14 protein-coding genes are annotated in these 13,699 nt (G+C 72.2%); 8 read left to right on the top strand and 6 right to left on the bottom strand.

Translation table 11 applies throughout. The annotated features are described in order from the left end of the window. Position 1: 1 nt before the first annotated feature. From KAF39_RS03090 to KAF39_RS03080, 3 genes are all read right to left on the bottom strand, one after another. Entirely contained in the window at positions 2-337 is a 336-nt protein-coding gene (locus KAF39_RS03090; RefSeq protein ID WP_210675912.1) for a hypothetical protein, read from the bottom strand. 122 nt (positions 338-459) lie between these two features. Further along, positions 460-1,602: a sugar MFS transporter gene (locus KAF39_RS03085; RefSeq protein WP_210675911.1), complete on the bottom strand. Its 1,143-nt coding sequence runs from the start codon at positions 1,600-1,602 to the stop codon at positions 460-462. Position 1,603: 1 nt separating this feature from the next. Beyond that, the gene (locus KAF39_RS03080; protein ID WP_210675910.1) at positions 1,604-2,503 is read right to left on the bottom strand and encodes a MurR/RpiR family transcriptional regulator; all 900 of its coding nucleotides are present in this window, start codon (positions 2,501-2,503) and stop codon (positions 1,604-1,606) included. A 164-nt stretch (positions 2,504-2,667) separates the two neighbouring features. On the opposite strand from KAF39_RS03080, the gene KAF39_RS03075 reads away from it, so the two are divergent. The 8 genes from KAF39_RS03075 (at position 2,668) to KAF39_RS03040 (ending at position 12,064) form a co-directional block, all read left to right on the top strand. Further along, complete coding sequence (locus KAF39_RS03075; protein WP_210675909.1) at positions 2,668-4,218, top strand: ABC transporter substrate-binding protein; 1,551 nt, start codon at positions 2,668-2,670, stop codon at positions 4,216-4,218. Positions 4,219-4,285: 67 nt separating this feature from the next. After that, positions 4,286-5,257 carry an ABC transporter permease gene (locus KAF39_RS03070; protein WP_210675908.1) on the top strand — a complete coding sequence of 324 codons (972 nt, stop codon included), beginning with the start codon at positions 4,286-4,288 and terminating at the stop codon, positions 5,255-5,257. Then, positions 5,254-6,141 carry an ABC transporter permease gene (locus tag KAF39_RS03065; RefSeq protein ID WP_210675907.1) on the top strand — a complete coding sequence of 296 codons (888 nt, stop codon included), beginning with the start codon at positions 5,254-5,256 and terminating at the stop codon, positions 6,139-6,141. The genes KAF39_RS03070 and KAF39_RS03065 overlap by 4 nt, the downstream gene beginning before the upstream one ends. Continuing rightward, positions 6,138-7,043: an N-acetylmuramic acid 6-phosphate etherase gene (murQ, locus tag KAF39_RS03060; RefSeq protein ID WP_210675906.1), complete on the top strand. Its 906-nt coding sequence runs from the start codon at positions 6,138-6,140 to the stop codon at positions 7,041-7,043. The genes KAF39_RS03065 and murQ overlap by 4 nt, the downstream gene beginning before the upstream one ends. Continuing rightward, positions 7,043-8,233: an anhydro-N-acetylmuramic acid kinase gene (locus tag KAF39_RS03055; protein WP_210675905.1), complete on the top strand. Its 1,191-nt coding sequence runs from the start codon at positions 7,043-7,045 to the stop codon at positions 8,231-8,233. Before murQ ends, KAF39_RS03055 begins: the two co-directional genes overlap by 1 nt. Then, on the top strand, positions 8,230-9,357 hold the full coding sequence (locus KAF39_RS03050) for an enolase C-terminal domain-like protein (RefSeq protein WP_210675904.1): 1,128 nt from the start codon (positions 8,230-8,232) through the stop codon (positions 9,355-9,357). The genes KAF39_RS03055 and KAF39_RS03050 overlap by 4 nt, the downstream gene beginning before the upstream one ends. Continuing rightward, the gene (locus KAF39_RS03045) at positions 9,354-10,436 is read left to right on the top strand and encodes a serine hydrolase (protein WP_210675903.1); all 1,083 of its coding nucleotides are present in this window, start codon (positions 9,354-9,356) and stop codon (positions 10,434-10,436) included. The genes KAF39_RS03050 and KAF39_RS03045 overlap by 4 nt, the downstream gene beginning before the upstream one ends. Continuing rightward, positions 10,433-12,064 carry an ABC transporter ATP-binding protein gene (locus KAF39_RS03040; RefSeq protein ID WP_210675902.1) on the top strand — a complete coding sequence of 544 codons (1,632 nt, stop codon included), beginning with the start codon at positions 10,433-10,435 and terminating at the stop codon, positions 12,062-12,064. Before KAF39_RS03045 ends, KAF39_RS03040 begins: the two co-directional genes overlap by 4 nt. Before the next feature lie 24 nt (positions 12,065-12,088). On the opposite strand, the gene KAF39_RS03035 is transcribed toward KAF39_RS03040, so the two are convergent. The 3 genes from KAF39_RS03035 to KAF39_RS03025 are packed head-to-tail and all read right to left on the bottom strand — an operon-like array spanning position 12,089 to position 13,633. Then, positions 12,089-12,256 carry a hypothetical protein gene (locus KAF39_RS03035; protein WP_210675901.1) on the bottom strand — a complete coding sequence of 56 codons (168 nt, stop codon included), beginning with the start codon at positions 12,254-12,256 and terminating at the stop codon, positions 12,089-12,091. After that, on the bottom strand, positions 12,253-12,822 hold the full coding sequence (locus KAF39_RS16210; protein ID WP_102209458.1) for a YdeI family protein: 570 nt from the start codon (positions 12,820-12,822) through the stop codon (positions 12,253-12,255). Before KAF39_RS16210 ends, KAF39_RS03035 begins: the two co-directional genes overlap by 4 nt. A 1-nt stretch (position 12,823) precedes the next feature. After that, positions 12,824-13,633, bottom strand: a complete 810-nt coding sequence (locus KAF39_RS03025) for an HAD-IIA family hydrolase (protein WP_210675900.1) — start codon at positions 13,631-13,633, stop codon at positions 12,824-12,826. Between the last annotated feature and the right edge of the window lie 66 nt (positions 13,634-13,699).

Here is a 13,699-nt window from a genome sequence, read left to right as displayed (position 1 = left end):
CTCAGCCTCCCGACACGAGCAGGCGTCGCGGCGGCCCCTCGAGGCGGGCGACGGCGATCTTCAGATCCGTGACGTCCGCCGCCACCGCATCGATGCGGGCGCCGAGCTTCTCTTCGACGGAGTCGATGCGGGTGCCGATTTTCGACTCCACGGAGTCGATGCGTGTGCCGAGCTTCGTCTCCACGGTGTCGATGCGGGTGCCGAGCTTCGTCTCCACGGTGTCGATGCGGTCGTCGATGCGACGGATCATCCAGGCCCCCGCCGCGAAGAGGCTCGCGCCGAGGGTGAGCACGCTGCCGATCGCGCTGACGATGATCGTGAGCGTGTCTGTGGCCACGGTGTTCCCTTCCTCGGTGCGGGTGTGGCTTCGACGATACGTGGTCGCCGTGCGGGTGCCCGTCGGAATTCCGGCATCTGTGAAGAGGCCGCGCGACGACCCGATGGGGGAGGAAGAGTCTGTCACCGCAGCGCCGGGACGGGGCGTCCGGAGCGCGATGCGACGAGCATCAGCAGGGGGATGACCGCGCACAGCACGGCGGACATGAGGAAGGTGACGCTCGACGCCGGGTCGCGCCCGATCAGCAGGACGAGGGCGGGGACGAACGTGCCGCCGACCGCCCCGCAGGCCACGAGCGCACCGGTGACGGCGGCACTGCGGGCCGGGTCGAGACGGTCGAGCGCGAGCCCGAGGATGAGCCCGTAGCTCGGGGCCAGCAGCACCACCACCCCCGCCAGGATGACCAGCGCCGCGACCGGCTGCTCGCCGAGGAGCACGCCGGCGAGCACCAGGAGGACCGCAGCGGCACCGGTCGCGGTCGCGAGCAGGGCGAGCGGCGGTACCGCGGCGCGCCGGAGCGCGGCCGCACCGAATCGACCGACGGCCATCAGCGCCCAGAAGGCCGAGGTGCCGAGCGCGGCGACCGCCGGGTCGATCGCGAGCACGCGCTCCGGGATCACGGCCGACCAGCCGGACAGCACGGTCTCGACGCCGACGTAGAGCGGCAGCGCCAGCGCGAAGGGGAGGAGGACGAGCAGCGAGCGCGCGTCGCGGCGTGCCGGGGCTTCGGTCGCTCGTGCGCCGGCAGGGGTGCCGATCAGCACCGCCACGGTCGTGAGCGGCACCGCCGCGAGCACGGACAGCGCCGGACGGACCTCCGCCCCGAGCGCCACGACGAGCGGCGTGACGGCCGCGCACACGGCGACCGTGCCCATCAGGGCGCTGAGCAGGCCGGTCGCGCTCCCCGTGCCGGCGGCCTTGGCGGCCACCGAGCCCGCCGCCTCGACGAGCCCGAACCCGAGCCCGGCGATTGCGGCGGACGCGAGGAAGACGCCGGGGTCGGTGGCCAGGGCCACGCCGACGACGGCGACCGCCTGCAGCAGGCTGCCCACCACGAGCGTCGTCCGGGGCGGGCGGCGCACCAGGAGCGGACCCGACAGGAGGACCCCGGCGAGCAGTCCCGCGAAGAGGACGGGGACGGCGGCGCTCAGGTCGGCGCCCGTCGCGCGCTCCGCGGAGGGCAGGACCGCGGGGACGAACGCCGCAGTGACGCCGAGTCCGCCGAACGCCGCGAACAGGCCGACGCGGAGCCGGCGGGCGGCCACCTCAGGCTCCTCCGCGCACATGGTGCACGGCGGCGAAGGTGTCGCGGAGGGCTTCCATCGAGCGGTCGTAGTTCGACTGCGCGACGCCGATGAAGATGCAGTCGACGACCATGAGCTGGGCGATCCGGCTGCCCAGCGCCCCGGAGCGGAAGCCGGTCTCGCGCGCGGCGGTGGTCAGCACGATGTCGGCCTGACCGGCGAGCGGCGAGCCGGCGTGATTGGTGATGGCGATCGTCGTCGCGCCGGCCTGGCGGGCGAGGAGGAGGAACTCGATGGTGTCGGTGGTGGCACCCGTGTGCGACACGGCGATCGCGACGTTCCCCGGCCCGAGGGTGGCCGCCGAGGTCCAGGCGGCGTGCGGGTCGGACCACTCCAGCGCTGTCCGCCCGATCCGGGTGAGCTTGCGCTGGAGGTCGAGGCCGACGATGGAGCTCGCCCCCACACCGAAGATGTCCACCCGGGTGGAGGAGGTGATGGCCTCGACCGTGGCGCGGAGCGCGTCCGTATCGAGCACCTTGGCGGTGTCGGCGAGGGAGAGCGTCTCGGCGAGCGATACCTTCGCGACGATGTCGGTCAGCGTGTCGTTGCGGTCGATGTCGCCGGAGACGGCGGGAAGCGCGGCGGTGTCGAAGGTCTCGCGCTCCACCTCGCGCAGCACGTGGTTGCGCAGTTCCCGCACATGCTCGTAGCCGAGGCGCTTGCAGAACCGCACGACGGACGTGGTCGACGTGTCGCAGCGGTGCGCGAGCTCGGCCACCGAGAGCCCGGCGGTCCCGGCGGGGTCGGCGAGGAAGAGATCGGCGATGCGTTGCTCGCTGGGCCGGAGTTCGGGACGCAGCGCGCGCATCCGGACGAGCACGAGAGGGGCGCCGGCGTCGTCGCGGGCGTCGTCGTGGGGCATGGGGTCTCCGATCGGTGTTCATAACACTAGAGGAACTTCTGTTACACGCGTAGGTACTTTCGTGTACTTTTGGTACTTACCCAGACCGACGATGTTCGCGGGACATCAGGCAGCACCGCCTGATCCGAGCCAGGGCGACGCGGTCCCAGCCAGGAGGAAACAGCATGAGCACAGCACGGTGGGCGTCCCTCGGCGCCCTCACCGCCACGGGCCTCGCCGCGGCGCTCGTCATGACCGGGTGTTCCGCGCCCGCATCGAACCCGTCCGACGGCGGATCGGGAGCCGCCGGTGGCGACCTCGTCATCGGCGTCACGAGCGATCCCGACACGCTCTTCCCGTGGAAGGCCACCCAGTTCCAGGCGGTCAACGTCCTGCAGAACCTGTACGGCACGCTGACCGAGTTCGACGAGGAGCTCAACGTCGTCCCCGGTCTCGCCGAGTCGTGGGACGTCTCCGAGGACGGCCTGACCGTCACCCTCCACCTCCGCGAGGGCGTCACGTTCGCGGACGGCAGCGCCTTCGACTCCGCCGACGTGAAGTACTCGCTGGACGCCATCGCCGACGAGGCGACCGCCGCGGTGGCCGCGAGCTCGCTCGCCTCCGTCGCCGCCGTCGAGGCCACTGACGAGAACACCGTCACCCTCACCCTCAGCGCCCCCGACGCCGCCCTGCCCGCGAACCTCGCCGTCATCAACATGGCGATGCTCTCGTCGGACGACACCGAGGAGGCGCTCAACACCACGCCGAACGGCACCGGCCCGTTCGTGCTGGAGGACCGCACCCCGAGCCAGTCGCTCACGCTGGCCAAGAACGACGACTACTGGGGCGACACCGCGCTGCTCGACACCGTCGAGTTCCGCGTGATCCCGGACGAGTCGTCCATCGTCTCGGCGATGCAGTCCGGCAACGTGCAGCTCGCGGTGTTCGACGACCCGCTCGTCGCGCAGACCGCCGAGGGCGCGAACGTCGAGGTCGCGACGACGCCGCAGCTCAGCTACCACGCCCTGCAGCTCAACGCCACGCGCGGCGACCTCACCGACGTCAACGTGCGTCTCGCGATGCAGTGCGCGATCGACCGCCAGGAGGTGCTCGACACCGCCGCGCTCGGCGAGGGCGAGGTCACCGGTCCGATCACCTCGCCCGCCTTCAAGTCCGACCCCGACGCGCGTCCGTGCCCGGAGCGCGACCTCGACAAGGCGGCCGAGTACCTGAAGAAGGCCGGAAAGGAGGACGGCGTCACCGTCAAGACGATCGTGTCCCAGGGCGAGTACGCCACCTCCGTCAACGAGGCGCAGAACCTGAAGGCGCAGCTCGCCGACGCGAACATCACGCTCGACCTCGAGGTGCTCGAGTCCGGCGCGTTCGTCGACCGGTGGATCGCCGCCGACTTCGACGCCGCGGTCGCCCTCAACGGCGGACGCCCCGACCCCGACGGCATGTACGGCCGCTACTTCACCAGCACCGGCAACCTGAACAAGGTTGCCGGCTACTCCTCGCCCGAGCTCGACGCGCTGTTCGCCGAGGGCCGCGAGACGGCCGACCCCGAGAAGCGCAAGGACATCTACGCGCAGGTGTCCGAGAACCTCGAGGACAACGCCGCCTGGATCTGGCTGTTCACCAGCTACACCTACACCGCGACGTCCTCCACCGTCGACGGATTCACCCCGATGGCGAACGGCTCGCTGCAGTACCTGCGGACCACCTCCATCCAGTAGCGGAACGAGGGGGCGCGGACGCCCGCGCCCCCTCGGCTCCCCGACGACAGGCACCTCTCCCACGCGCATGTTCAGACAGCTCCTCCGCAACAGCGTGCTGCGACGCATCCTCGCAGCCCTCGGCACCCTCTTCGGCGTCGCCGTCTTCGTCTTCCTGATGCTGCGCGCCATCCCCGGCGACCAGATCAGCTCCGGCCTCGGCACCGAGGCGGCCGCCCTCACCCCGGCGCAGCGCGCCGCGCTCGAGTCGTACTACGGCCTCGACCAGCCGCTCTTCGTGCAGTTCTTCTCCTGGCTGGGCAACATCTTCACCGGCAACCTCGGCTTCTCCTCGCGCGCGCAGACCAGCGTGCTCGACCTCACCGCCGCCGCGCTGCCCGTCACGTTCGAGCTCGCGATCTTCTCGATCCTCATCGCACTCGCCATCGGCATCCCGCTGGGCATGCTGTCCGCCTCGAAGCCCGACTCGGTGCGCGACGGCGTCGGCCAGGTCGTCGGACTCGCCGGACTCTCCATCCCGGCCTTCCTGCTCGGCACCGCCCTGCTCGCGATCCTCGCGCAGTCGCTCGGCTTCAACCCGAACGGTCAGGGCTACGCGCGGCTCTTCGACGACCCGCTCCTCAACCTCCAGCAGATGCTGCTGCCGTCGATCGTGCTCGGGTTCGGCATCGCCGCCCCCATCATGCGCACCACCCGCACCGCGGTGCTGGAGATCCGCGCGAACGACTTCATCCGCACCGCGAAGGCCAAGGGCGTGCCGCCCCGCCGCCTCCAGGTGCGTCACGTGCTCGGCAACGCGCTCGTCCCGATCGTCACCATGACCGGTCTGCAGTTCGGCTACCTGCTGGGCGGTGCGGTCGTGGTGGAGCAGATCTTCTCGCTGCCCGGCATCGGCCGCCAGGTGCTGCTCGGCATCCAGCAGAAGGAGTACGCGCTCGTGCAGAGCACTGTGCTGGTGATCGCCCTCGCCTTCGTCATCGTCAACCTGCTCACCGACCTGCTCTACCGGGTCATCGACCCCCGGGTGCGTGCCGCATGACCGACATCTCTCAGACCCCGGCCCTCGCTCCCGGCGGCGGGCGCACCATGGAGCGCGTGCGTCTCCTGCTGCGCAGCCGCAGCGGACTCGCGGGCATCATCATCGTCGCGCTGCTCGCGGTGCTCAGCCTCGTCTCGGCGTTCGGCCTGCTGCCGTTCGACCCGCTCGCGCAGGACCCGCCGTCCCGACTGCAGCCGCCGTCCGCTGTGCACTGGTTCGGGACCGACCAGTTCGGCCGCGACGTGTTCTCCCGCGTGGCCGCCGGTGTCGCCAACTCCGCCCTCATCTCCGTCGTCGCCGTCGCGTTCGCGACCGTGGTCGGCACCGTGTGCGGACTCATCGCCGGCTTCTACCGCGGCATCTCCGACGGGGCGATCACGGCGGTCACCAACGTGCTGTTCGCGTTCCCGCCGCTGCTGCTCGCCCTGTCGCTCGCGTCGGTGTTCGACCGCAACTGGTTCACGATCGCCGTGGCCATCGCGATCGTCTACGTGCCGATCTTCATCCGCGTCACCCGCGGGCCCGTGCTGTCGCTGCGGGAGGTGGAGTACGTCAAGGCGGCCAAGAGCACCGGCCAGGCCCGCATGGCGACCATGTTCCGCCACGTGCTGCCCAACATCACGTCGATCATCATCGTGCAGGTCACCCTCTCCCTCTCGTGGGCCGTCCTCACCGAGGCCTCGCTGAGCTTCCTCGGCCTGGGCACTCCGCCGCCCGCGCCGTCGCTCGGCTCGATGATCTTCGAGGCGCGCACCCTCGTGACCATCGCCCCGTGGACCATGATCGCGCCCGGCGTGGTCGTCGTCCTGCTCGTCGTCGGACTCAACCTGCTCGGGGACGGACTGCGCGACAGCCTCGACCCGCGCAATCGGGGCAAGCGATGATCGCCGAAGACCTGGGTGCGCTGGCCACCGAGGCGAGCGACCCCCGATACGCCGGGCTCGACCGGATGAGCGTGGCCGAGCTCGCGCAGACCATGAACGAGGCCGACGCGACCGTGCCCGCGGCCGTGCACCGGGCGCTGCCGCAGATCATCCCGGCGATCGCGCAGACCGCCGAGCGCATGGCGCAGGGCGGCCGCCTCGTCTACGTGGGCGCCGGCACCCCGGGCCGCATCGGCGTGCTCGACGCCTCCGAGTGCCCGCCGACCTTCAGCACCCCGCCGGAGCTCGTGTTCGCGATCATGGCCGGCGGTCCCGGTGCGATCGTGAACCCCGTCGAGGGGGCGGAGGACGACGCCGAGGCGGGAGCCGCCGCGATCGACGAGGCCGGGATCGGCCCGCTCGACACCGTCATCGGCATCGCCTCGAGCGGGCGCACGCCCTATGTGGTCGCCGCCGTCCGGCGGGCGCGGGAGCGCGGGGCGCTGAGCATCGGCCTGTCCTGCAACACGGGCACCGTGCTGAGCGCGGCCGCGGAGCACGGCATCGAGGTCGAGGTCGGCCCCGAGGTGCTCTCCGGCTCGACGCGGCTCAAGTCGGGCACGGCGCAGAAGCTCGTGCTGAACATGTTCTCGACCATCGCGATGGTCCGGAACGGCAAGGCCTACGGCAACCTGATGGTGGACGTGAAGGCCACGAATCACAAGCTCCGCGAGCGGGCGATCCGGATGGTGCGGACGATCGCCGGCGTCGATCGCGACGCCGCGGCCGCCGCACTGGAGGGCGCCGACTGGGACGTGAAGCTCGCATCCATCATGATCCGCCGCGGGGAGGACCTTCCCGCGGCCACCGCCCGACTCGCTGCGGCAAACGGCCGTCTGCGCACCGCACTGGAGGAGAACTGATGCGCGTCCTGGGACTGATCTCCGGCACCTCGCACGACGGGATCGACGCCGCCGTCGTCGACTTCGCCACCAACGGCGGCTTCACCGCCCACGGCGTCGACCTGCGCGGCACGGTGCTCGCGTCGACGAGCGTCCCCTACGGCCCCGCGCTGCGGGCGCGACTCATCGCCGCGCTGCCTCCGGCGCCGACCACCCTGGCCGAGGTGGCCGAGCTCGACACCCTCATCGGTCAGGCGTTCGCGGAGGTCGCGGCCGACATCGCGGCCGAGGTCGGCGGTGTCGACGCGGTGTGCTCGCACGGCCAGACCGTGTACCACTGGGTCGACGGTGCCCACGCGCTCGGCACCCTGCAGATCGGACAGCCCGCCTGGATCGCCGAGAAGACCGGGGTGCCCGTCGTCTCCGACATCCGCATCCGCGACATCACCGCGGGCGGCCACGGCGCTCCGCTCGTGTCGTTCCTCGACGAGCTGCTGCTCCGTGGCCGCGCCGGCGTCTCGGCGGCGCTCAACCTCGGCGGCATCTCCAACATGACCGTCGTCCGCCCGGACGGCCTCATCGCGTACGACATCGGCCCCGCGAACGCCCTCGTCGACGCGGTCATCGTCGCGCACGACCTCAACCCGCTCGGCTACGACGACGACGCGGCGATCGCCCGCACCGGACGGGTCGACGAGGCGCTGCTGGACGCGATGCTCGCGGACCCCTATTACGCCCTCACCCCGCCGAAGAGCACGGGCAAGGAGCACTTCCACCTCGCCTACGTGCACGAGCACCTCGCGGCGCAGGGGCGCGAGATCCCGGTCGCCGACCTCGTGCGCACGCTCACCGAGCTCACGGTCCGCACGGTCGCCCGCGACGTCGAGGCCGCCGGCATCGGCTTCCTCGCGGTGTCCGGCGGCGGCTGCCGCAACCCGCTGCTCCTGGACGGGCTCCGGGCGGCGCTGCCGCAGACCGAGGTCGTGCTGGCCGACGAGCTCGGCGCCCCCGCCGACAGCAAGGAGGCCATCCTCCTCGCGCTCATCGGCTGGTCGACCCTGCACGGCGTCCCCGCCATCGTCCCCGGAGGGACGGGGGCGCGCGAGCCGCGCATCCTCGGCACGATCACGCCCGGCGCCGGTCCGCTGCAGATGCCCGAGCCGGTCGCGGCCATCGACTCCCTCACCCTCACGGAGGCGGCGGGATCGTGACCGTCGTCGAGCGGATGCGCGTGCTGCGGGTGCCTTCGCCCCTGGTGCGTCCCTTCGTGACGGCCGTCCGTCGCACCGACCACCTCGACGTCGTGCTGGTGGAGGTGACCGACGCCGACGGCCGCCGCGGATACGGGGAGGCCGCGACGAGCTGGCGCGTCACGGGGGAGAGCCCCGAGAGCGTCACGGCCGCGGTCGCCGGTCCGCTCGCGGACGCCGTGCTCGGGCGCTCCACCGACGATCCCGGACTGGCGGATGCCCTCGCCACGGCCGTCTGGGGCAACGCCGCCGCTCGCAGCGCGGTGGCCTGTGCGGTCGCCGACCTCGCCGCCCAGGATCGCGACGTGCCGCTCGCGCAGACGCTCGCGGTGCAGGGGACCGCGCCGACGCGCATCCGGACCGACATGACGCTGTCCGTGGCGACGCCGGCGGCGCTGGCCGCCACCGCCGCCGAGTATGCGGCGGCGGGATTCCGCTGCCTCAAGATCAAGGCGTCCCGGGAACATGACACGGTCGCCGGCCTCCGCGCGATCCGGGCCGCCGTCGGCGCCGACATCACCCTGCGCGTGGACGCGAACCAGGCGTGGGACGTCGAGAGCGCCATCCGCATCATCCGGGCGGCGGAGGACGCAGGTCTGGGTCTCGAACTCGTCGAGCAGCCCGTCGCCGCGCCCGACCTCGACGCGCTCGCCGCGGTGACCGCCGCCGTCGACACCCCGATCATGGCCGACGAGTCGGTGCGCACCGCGCGGGACGTGCAGGACGTCGCCGCGCGCGGAGCCGCCGGGCTCGTGAACATCAAGCTCGCCAAGACCGGCGGGCTCACCGAGGCACTCGCCGCCGTGCACGCCGCCCGTTCCGCCGGACTCGGCGTCGTCTTGGGCTGCATGATGGAGTCGCACGTCGGAGTGGCCGCCGCGGCGCATCTCGCCGCCGCGATCGCTCCGGACGTCGTGCACGACCTCGACGCGGCATCGTGGCTGCGCCGGTCGCCGGTGACCGGAGGGCTCACCGCCGACGGGGAGTGGCTCACGCTCGCCCCGGCCGCGGGGCTGGGGATCACCGGGATCGCCGCCGACGCCGAGGTGCTGCTCGACTGCTCCCGCACAGGGGCTCTCGTATGAGCGCCGCCGAGGCGATCGCCGGGGTCCTCGCCGGGCCGACCGCGCCGCGGGGAGCCGTCGCCGGTGTCGCCACCCGCGCGGGCCGGGACACGGCCGCCGGCGGCCTCGCCGATCTCGCGGGAACCCCGGTCACGACGGACACGGCGTTCGACCTCGCCTCCGTCACCAAGGTCGCCGCGACCACCACCGCGCTCCTCCGGCTGGCCTCCCGGGGCGACCTCCGGTTCGACGATCCGGTGGACCGCTTCGTTCCCCGAACCGCCTGTGCCCCCGGGACGACCGTGCGGCACCTGCTGCTGCACCGCGCCGGGCTGTGGGAGTGGCAGCCGCTGTACCTCGACGGCGGGTACGCCGACGGCGCCGCCGCCGCGGACGCGCTCCCCCTCCGCTACGGCCTGGATGACGGGCGGCACTACTCCGACCTGGGGTTCCTGATCCTCGGCCGCATCGTCGCCGCCGTGACCGGTCTCTCCCTCGATGCGGCCGTGCGCGAGCTCGTCACCGCGCCCCTGGGGCTCACCCGCACGGGCTACGGGCCCGCCGCCGCTCCGGTCGCCTCGTCGACGGGGGACGGGGACGCCGCCGAGCGGCGGATGGTCGCGACGGGCACGCCCTACCCGATCCTCACGTCCCGCCGGCATTTCCCCTGGCGGGAGGACGAGATCACGGGCGTCGTCAACGACGGCAACTGCTTCCATGCTCTGCAGGGCGTCTCCGGCCACGCCGGGCTGTTCGGCACGGTCGACGACCTGCTGACCCTCGGCGTCGCGCTCGCCGACGCCGAGGCGCACGCCGACCTCTGGGACCCGGCACTCGTGGCCGAGCTGTTCCGCGACGGCCCCGACCCCGGTCAGGCCCTCGGGTGGCGCAGCGACACCGTGACGGCGGACGGGTACCCCACCCGGATGCTCTGGCACCCCGGCTACACGGGGTGCGCGCTGGGTGTGGTCCCCGCGACCGGGACCGCCGTCGTCCTGCTCGCGAACCGCCTGTTCGCCGACGAGATCGCCCCCACCGAGACCCTGTGGCGCGCAGCGCTGCCCGCACTCCTCGACCCCGAAGGAACGAGTACCCCATGAGCACCACCCCGCCCGTGCTGAGCATCGACGGCCTCGCGGTCGCCTTCCGGACCGGCTCCGAACTGGTCACCGCCGTCAGCGACGTCACGATCGAGATCGCCGCCGGCGAGACGGTCGCCGTGGTCGGCGAATCCGGCTCCGGGAAGTCCACCACGGCGGCCGCGGTCAACCGCCTGCTGCCCGAGAACGGCGTCATCACGGCGGGGAGCATCCGCTTCGACGGCCGCGAGCTCACCGACCTCCCGGAGAACGCGATGGTGTCCCTCCGCGGCGCCGGCATCGGCCTCGTGCCGCAGGACCCGATGTCGAACCTCAACCCCCTCATGCGCGTCGGCGAGCAGATCGGGGAGGCGCTCGAAGTCCACGGGTACACCAGCGGCGAGGCGACGAAGGCCCGCGTCGTCGAACTCCTCGAGATGGTGGGCATCGCCGACGCCGCCCGCCGGGCGACCCAGTACCCGCACGAGTTCTCGGGCGGCATGCGGCAGCGCGTGCTCATCGCGATGGGACTCGCCTGCAAGCCGCGGCTGCTCATCGCCGACGAGCCCACCTCGGCGCTCGACGTCACCGTGCAGCGCCGCATCCTCGACCAGCTCGACCTGCTCACCGACGAACTGGGCACCGCGGTGTTCCTCATCACGCACGACCTCGCCCTCGCCGCCGAACGCGCCGACCGGATCGTCGTGATGTTCCGCGGCCGCGTCGTCGAGGAGGGCACCTCGGCGGAGGTCCTCGGCAATCCGCAGCACGAGTACACGCGGCAGCTGCTCGCCGCCGCACCGAGCCTCGCCTCCCGCCGGGAAGCCCTGCCGTCGCGTGCGGTCGCTCGCGACGCCGTGCCCTTCGTCGAGATCCGCGACCTGCGCAAGGAGTTCCCGCTCCGCAACGCGAAGGCGGGTGAGCCGCAGACCTTCACGGCCGTCGACGGGGTCAGCTTCACGATCCGCCGCGGCACGACCGTGTCCATCGTCGGCGAGTCCGGCTCGGGAAAGTCCACCACGGCGAACATGGTGCTCGGCCTGGAGGACGCGACCGCGGGGTCGATCCTCTTCGACGGCACCGACCTGACCGCCCTCCGACGCAAGGAGCTCTTCGCCCTGCGCCGCCGCGTGCAGCCCGTCTTCCAGAACCCGTACGCCTCGCTCGATCCCCGGTACACCGTCGAGCAGTCGATCGCGGAGCCGCTGCGGGTACACCGGATCGGCACGGCCGCCTCCCGGCACGCCCGCGTCCGGGAGCTCCTGGAGCAGGTCGCCCTGCCCGCGGCCATGGCCGAGCGGCTGCCGCACGAGCTCTCCGGTGGACAGCGGCAGCGCGTCGCGATCGCCCGCGCCCTGGCCCTGGAGCCCGAGCTCGTCGTGCTGGACGAGGCGGTCTCCGCGCTCGACGTGCTGGTGCAGGCGCAGATCCTCGATCTCCTCGCCGACCTGCAGAAGCGCCTCGGGCTCAGCTACCTCTTCATCAGCCACGACCTGGCCGTCGTGCGCATGATCTCGGACGAGGTGCACGTCATGCAGCGCGGCGTCGTGGTCGAGAGCGGCACGCCCGAGAGCATCTTCGACGCGCCGCAGCACCCCTACACGCGGGAGCTGCTCGCCGCGATCCCCGGGGCGTCGCTGGCCTCCTGAGCGCACACGGCGACGACCGTCGGCTCAGCGCCGGCGGTCGTCGTCGTCCCAGGGGCCCTCCCACCAGCCGGCCCGGCCGTCGTCCTCGCCGCCGCCGCGGCGACGGGACCGCACGAACTGAACGACGAACACGACCAGCGTCGTGAGCGTGATGAGGAACAGGACTAGGAACAGCAGGTCGCTCTGGTTCACGGGCGCTTCCCCTCCGCGGCATCCGCCACGATCTTCGCGATGCGGGCGGCCTTGGTCTCCGCGCGCTTGGCCATCGCGATCTGCGTGAGGCCGAACTTCTTCACCGACTTCGGGAACGCGTCCCAGCTCGCCCTGGCCGCCGGCACCGCGTCGAGCGCGGCGGTGAGCTCGGGTGGCTCGATGCCGGCCTCCGGACCGTCCAGCACGGTCCAGGAGCCGTTCGCCTTCGCCGTCTCGCGCGCCCGGATCCCGGCGGGGGCGAGGAGACCCGCCGCGTCCAGCTCCGCGATGCGGGCCTTGTTCGTCGCGGCCCAGCCGCTCCCCGGTCGTCGCGGGGAGAACCACTGGCCGCCGGTCTCGTCGTCGAACGTGCGCACCGGGCCGTCGATCCACCCGAAGCACAGCGCCTGCCGCACGGCGTCCTCGTAGCCGACGCCGGTGGCGGCGCGGCCGCGCACGCTCAGCAGCCACACCCCGGTGGAGCGTTCGTGATTCGCCTCGAGCCAGGCGCGCCACTCCGCGGCGTCCGCCGCCGTGACCCGCTCGCCGTCGTCGAGGGCGCCCACGTCAGTCCTCGTCGAGCGTCGGGATCGAGTCGGTGATCGTGGGCAGGAGGTCGGCGACCGAGTCGACGATCTCGTCGGGACGGAACGGGTACTGCTCGATGATCCGCTGGTCGCTGATGCCCGTGAGCACGAGCACCGTGTGCAGCCCCGCCTCGATGCCGGCGACGATGTCCGTGTCCATCCGGTCGCCGATCATGCCGGTCTTCTTCGAGTGCGCGCCGATCTTGTTCAGGGCGGAGCGGAACATCATCGGGTTGGGCTTGCCGACCACGTACGGCTCCTTGCCGGTGGCCTTGGTGATGAGGGCGGCGATCGCGCCCGTCGCGGGCAGCACCCCGTCGGCGCTCGGGCCGGTCGCATCCGGGTTCGTCACGATGAAGCGCGAGCCGCTGTTGATGTGGCGGATGGCCTTGGTGATGGCTTCGAACGAGTAGTTCCGGGTCTCGCCGACGACCACGAAGTCGGGGTTCGTCTCCGTCATGATGAAGCCGGCCTCGTGCAGCGCGGTGAGGATCCCGGCCTCGCCGATGACGAAGGCGGAACCGCCGGGGAGCTGCTGGGCGAGGAAGTCGGCGGTCGCGAGGGCCGAGGTCCAGATGCGCTCCTCCGGCACGATCAGGCCGCTCGCGCGGAGGCGGGCCGAGAGGTCGCGCGCGGTGAAGATCGAGTTGTTCGTGAGCACGAGGTAGGGGATCTCGTTGCGCTCCCATCCGGCGAGGAGTTCGGAGGCCCCGGGGATGGCGTCGTTCTCATGGACGAGCACGCCGTCCATGTCGGTGAGCCAGCATTCGATGTCGTCACGGTGTGCCATGTGCTCAGCCTAGAGGCCCCGCCTTTCCTTTCGAATCGCCTGATTGGTCCCATCCCGGGCCGGTGT

This window comes from Microbacterium sp. BLY (assembly GCF_017939615.1).
Lineage (GTDB): Bacteria > Actinomycetota > Actinomycetes > Actinomycetales > Microbacteriaceae > Microbacterium.
The sequence above is the reverse complement of the archived record's forward strand: the minus strand, read 5'-3'. Positions and strand labels throughout refer to the sequence as shown.

Coding starts and splice junctions, on each gene's coding strand:
- murQ (WP_210675906.1), top strand. CDS start 6,138: ATGATCGCCGAAGACCTGGGTGCGCTGGCCACCGAGGCGAGCGACCCC.
- KAF39_RS03080 (WP_210675910.1), bottom strand. CDS start 2,503: ATGCCCCACGACGACGCCCGCGACGACGCCGGCGCCCCTCTCGTGCTC.
- KAF39_RS03055 (WP_210675905.1), top strand. CDS start 7,043: ATGCGCGTCCTGGGACTGATCTCCGGCACCTCGCACGACGGGATCGAC.
- KAF39_RS03065 (WP_210675907.1), top strand. CDS start 5,254: ATGACCGACATCTCTCAGACCCCGGCCCTCGCTCCCGGCGGCGGGCGC.
- KAF39_RS03025 (WP_210675900.1), bottom strand. CDS start 13,633: ATGGCACACCGTGACGACATCGAATGCTGGCTCACCGACATGGACGGC.
- KAF39_RS03045 (WP_210675903.1), top strand. CDS start 9,354: ATGAGCGCCGCCGAGGCGATCGCCGGGGTCCTCGCCGGGCCGACCGCG.
- KAF39_RS03070 (WP_210675908.1), top strand. CDS start 4,286: ATGTTCAGACAGCTCCTCCGCAACAGCGTGCTGCGACGCATCCTCGCA.
- KAF39_RS03040 (WP_210675902.1), top strand. CDS start 10,433: ATGAGCACCACCCCGCCCGTGCTGAGCATCGACGGCCTCGCGGTCGCC.
- KAF39_RS03075 (WP_210675909.1), top strand. CDS start 2,668: ATGAGCACAGCACGGTGGGCGTCCCTCGGCGCCCTCACCGCCACGGGC.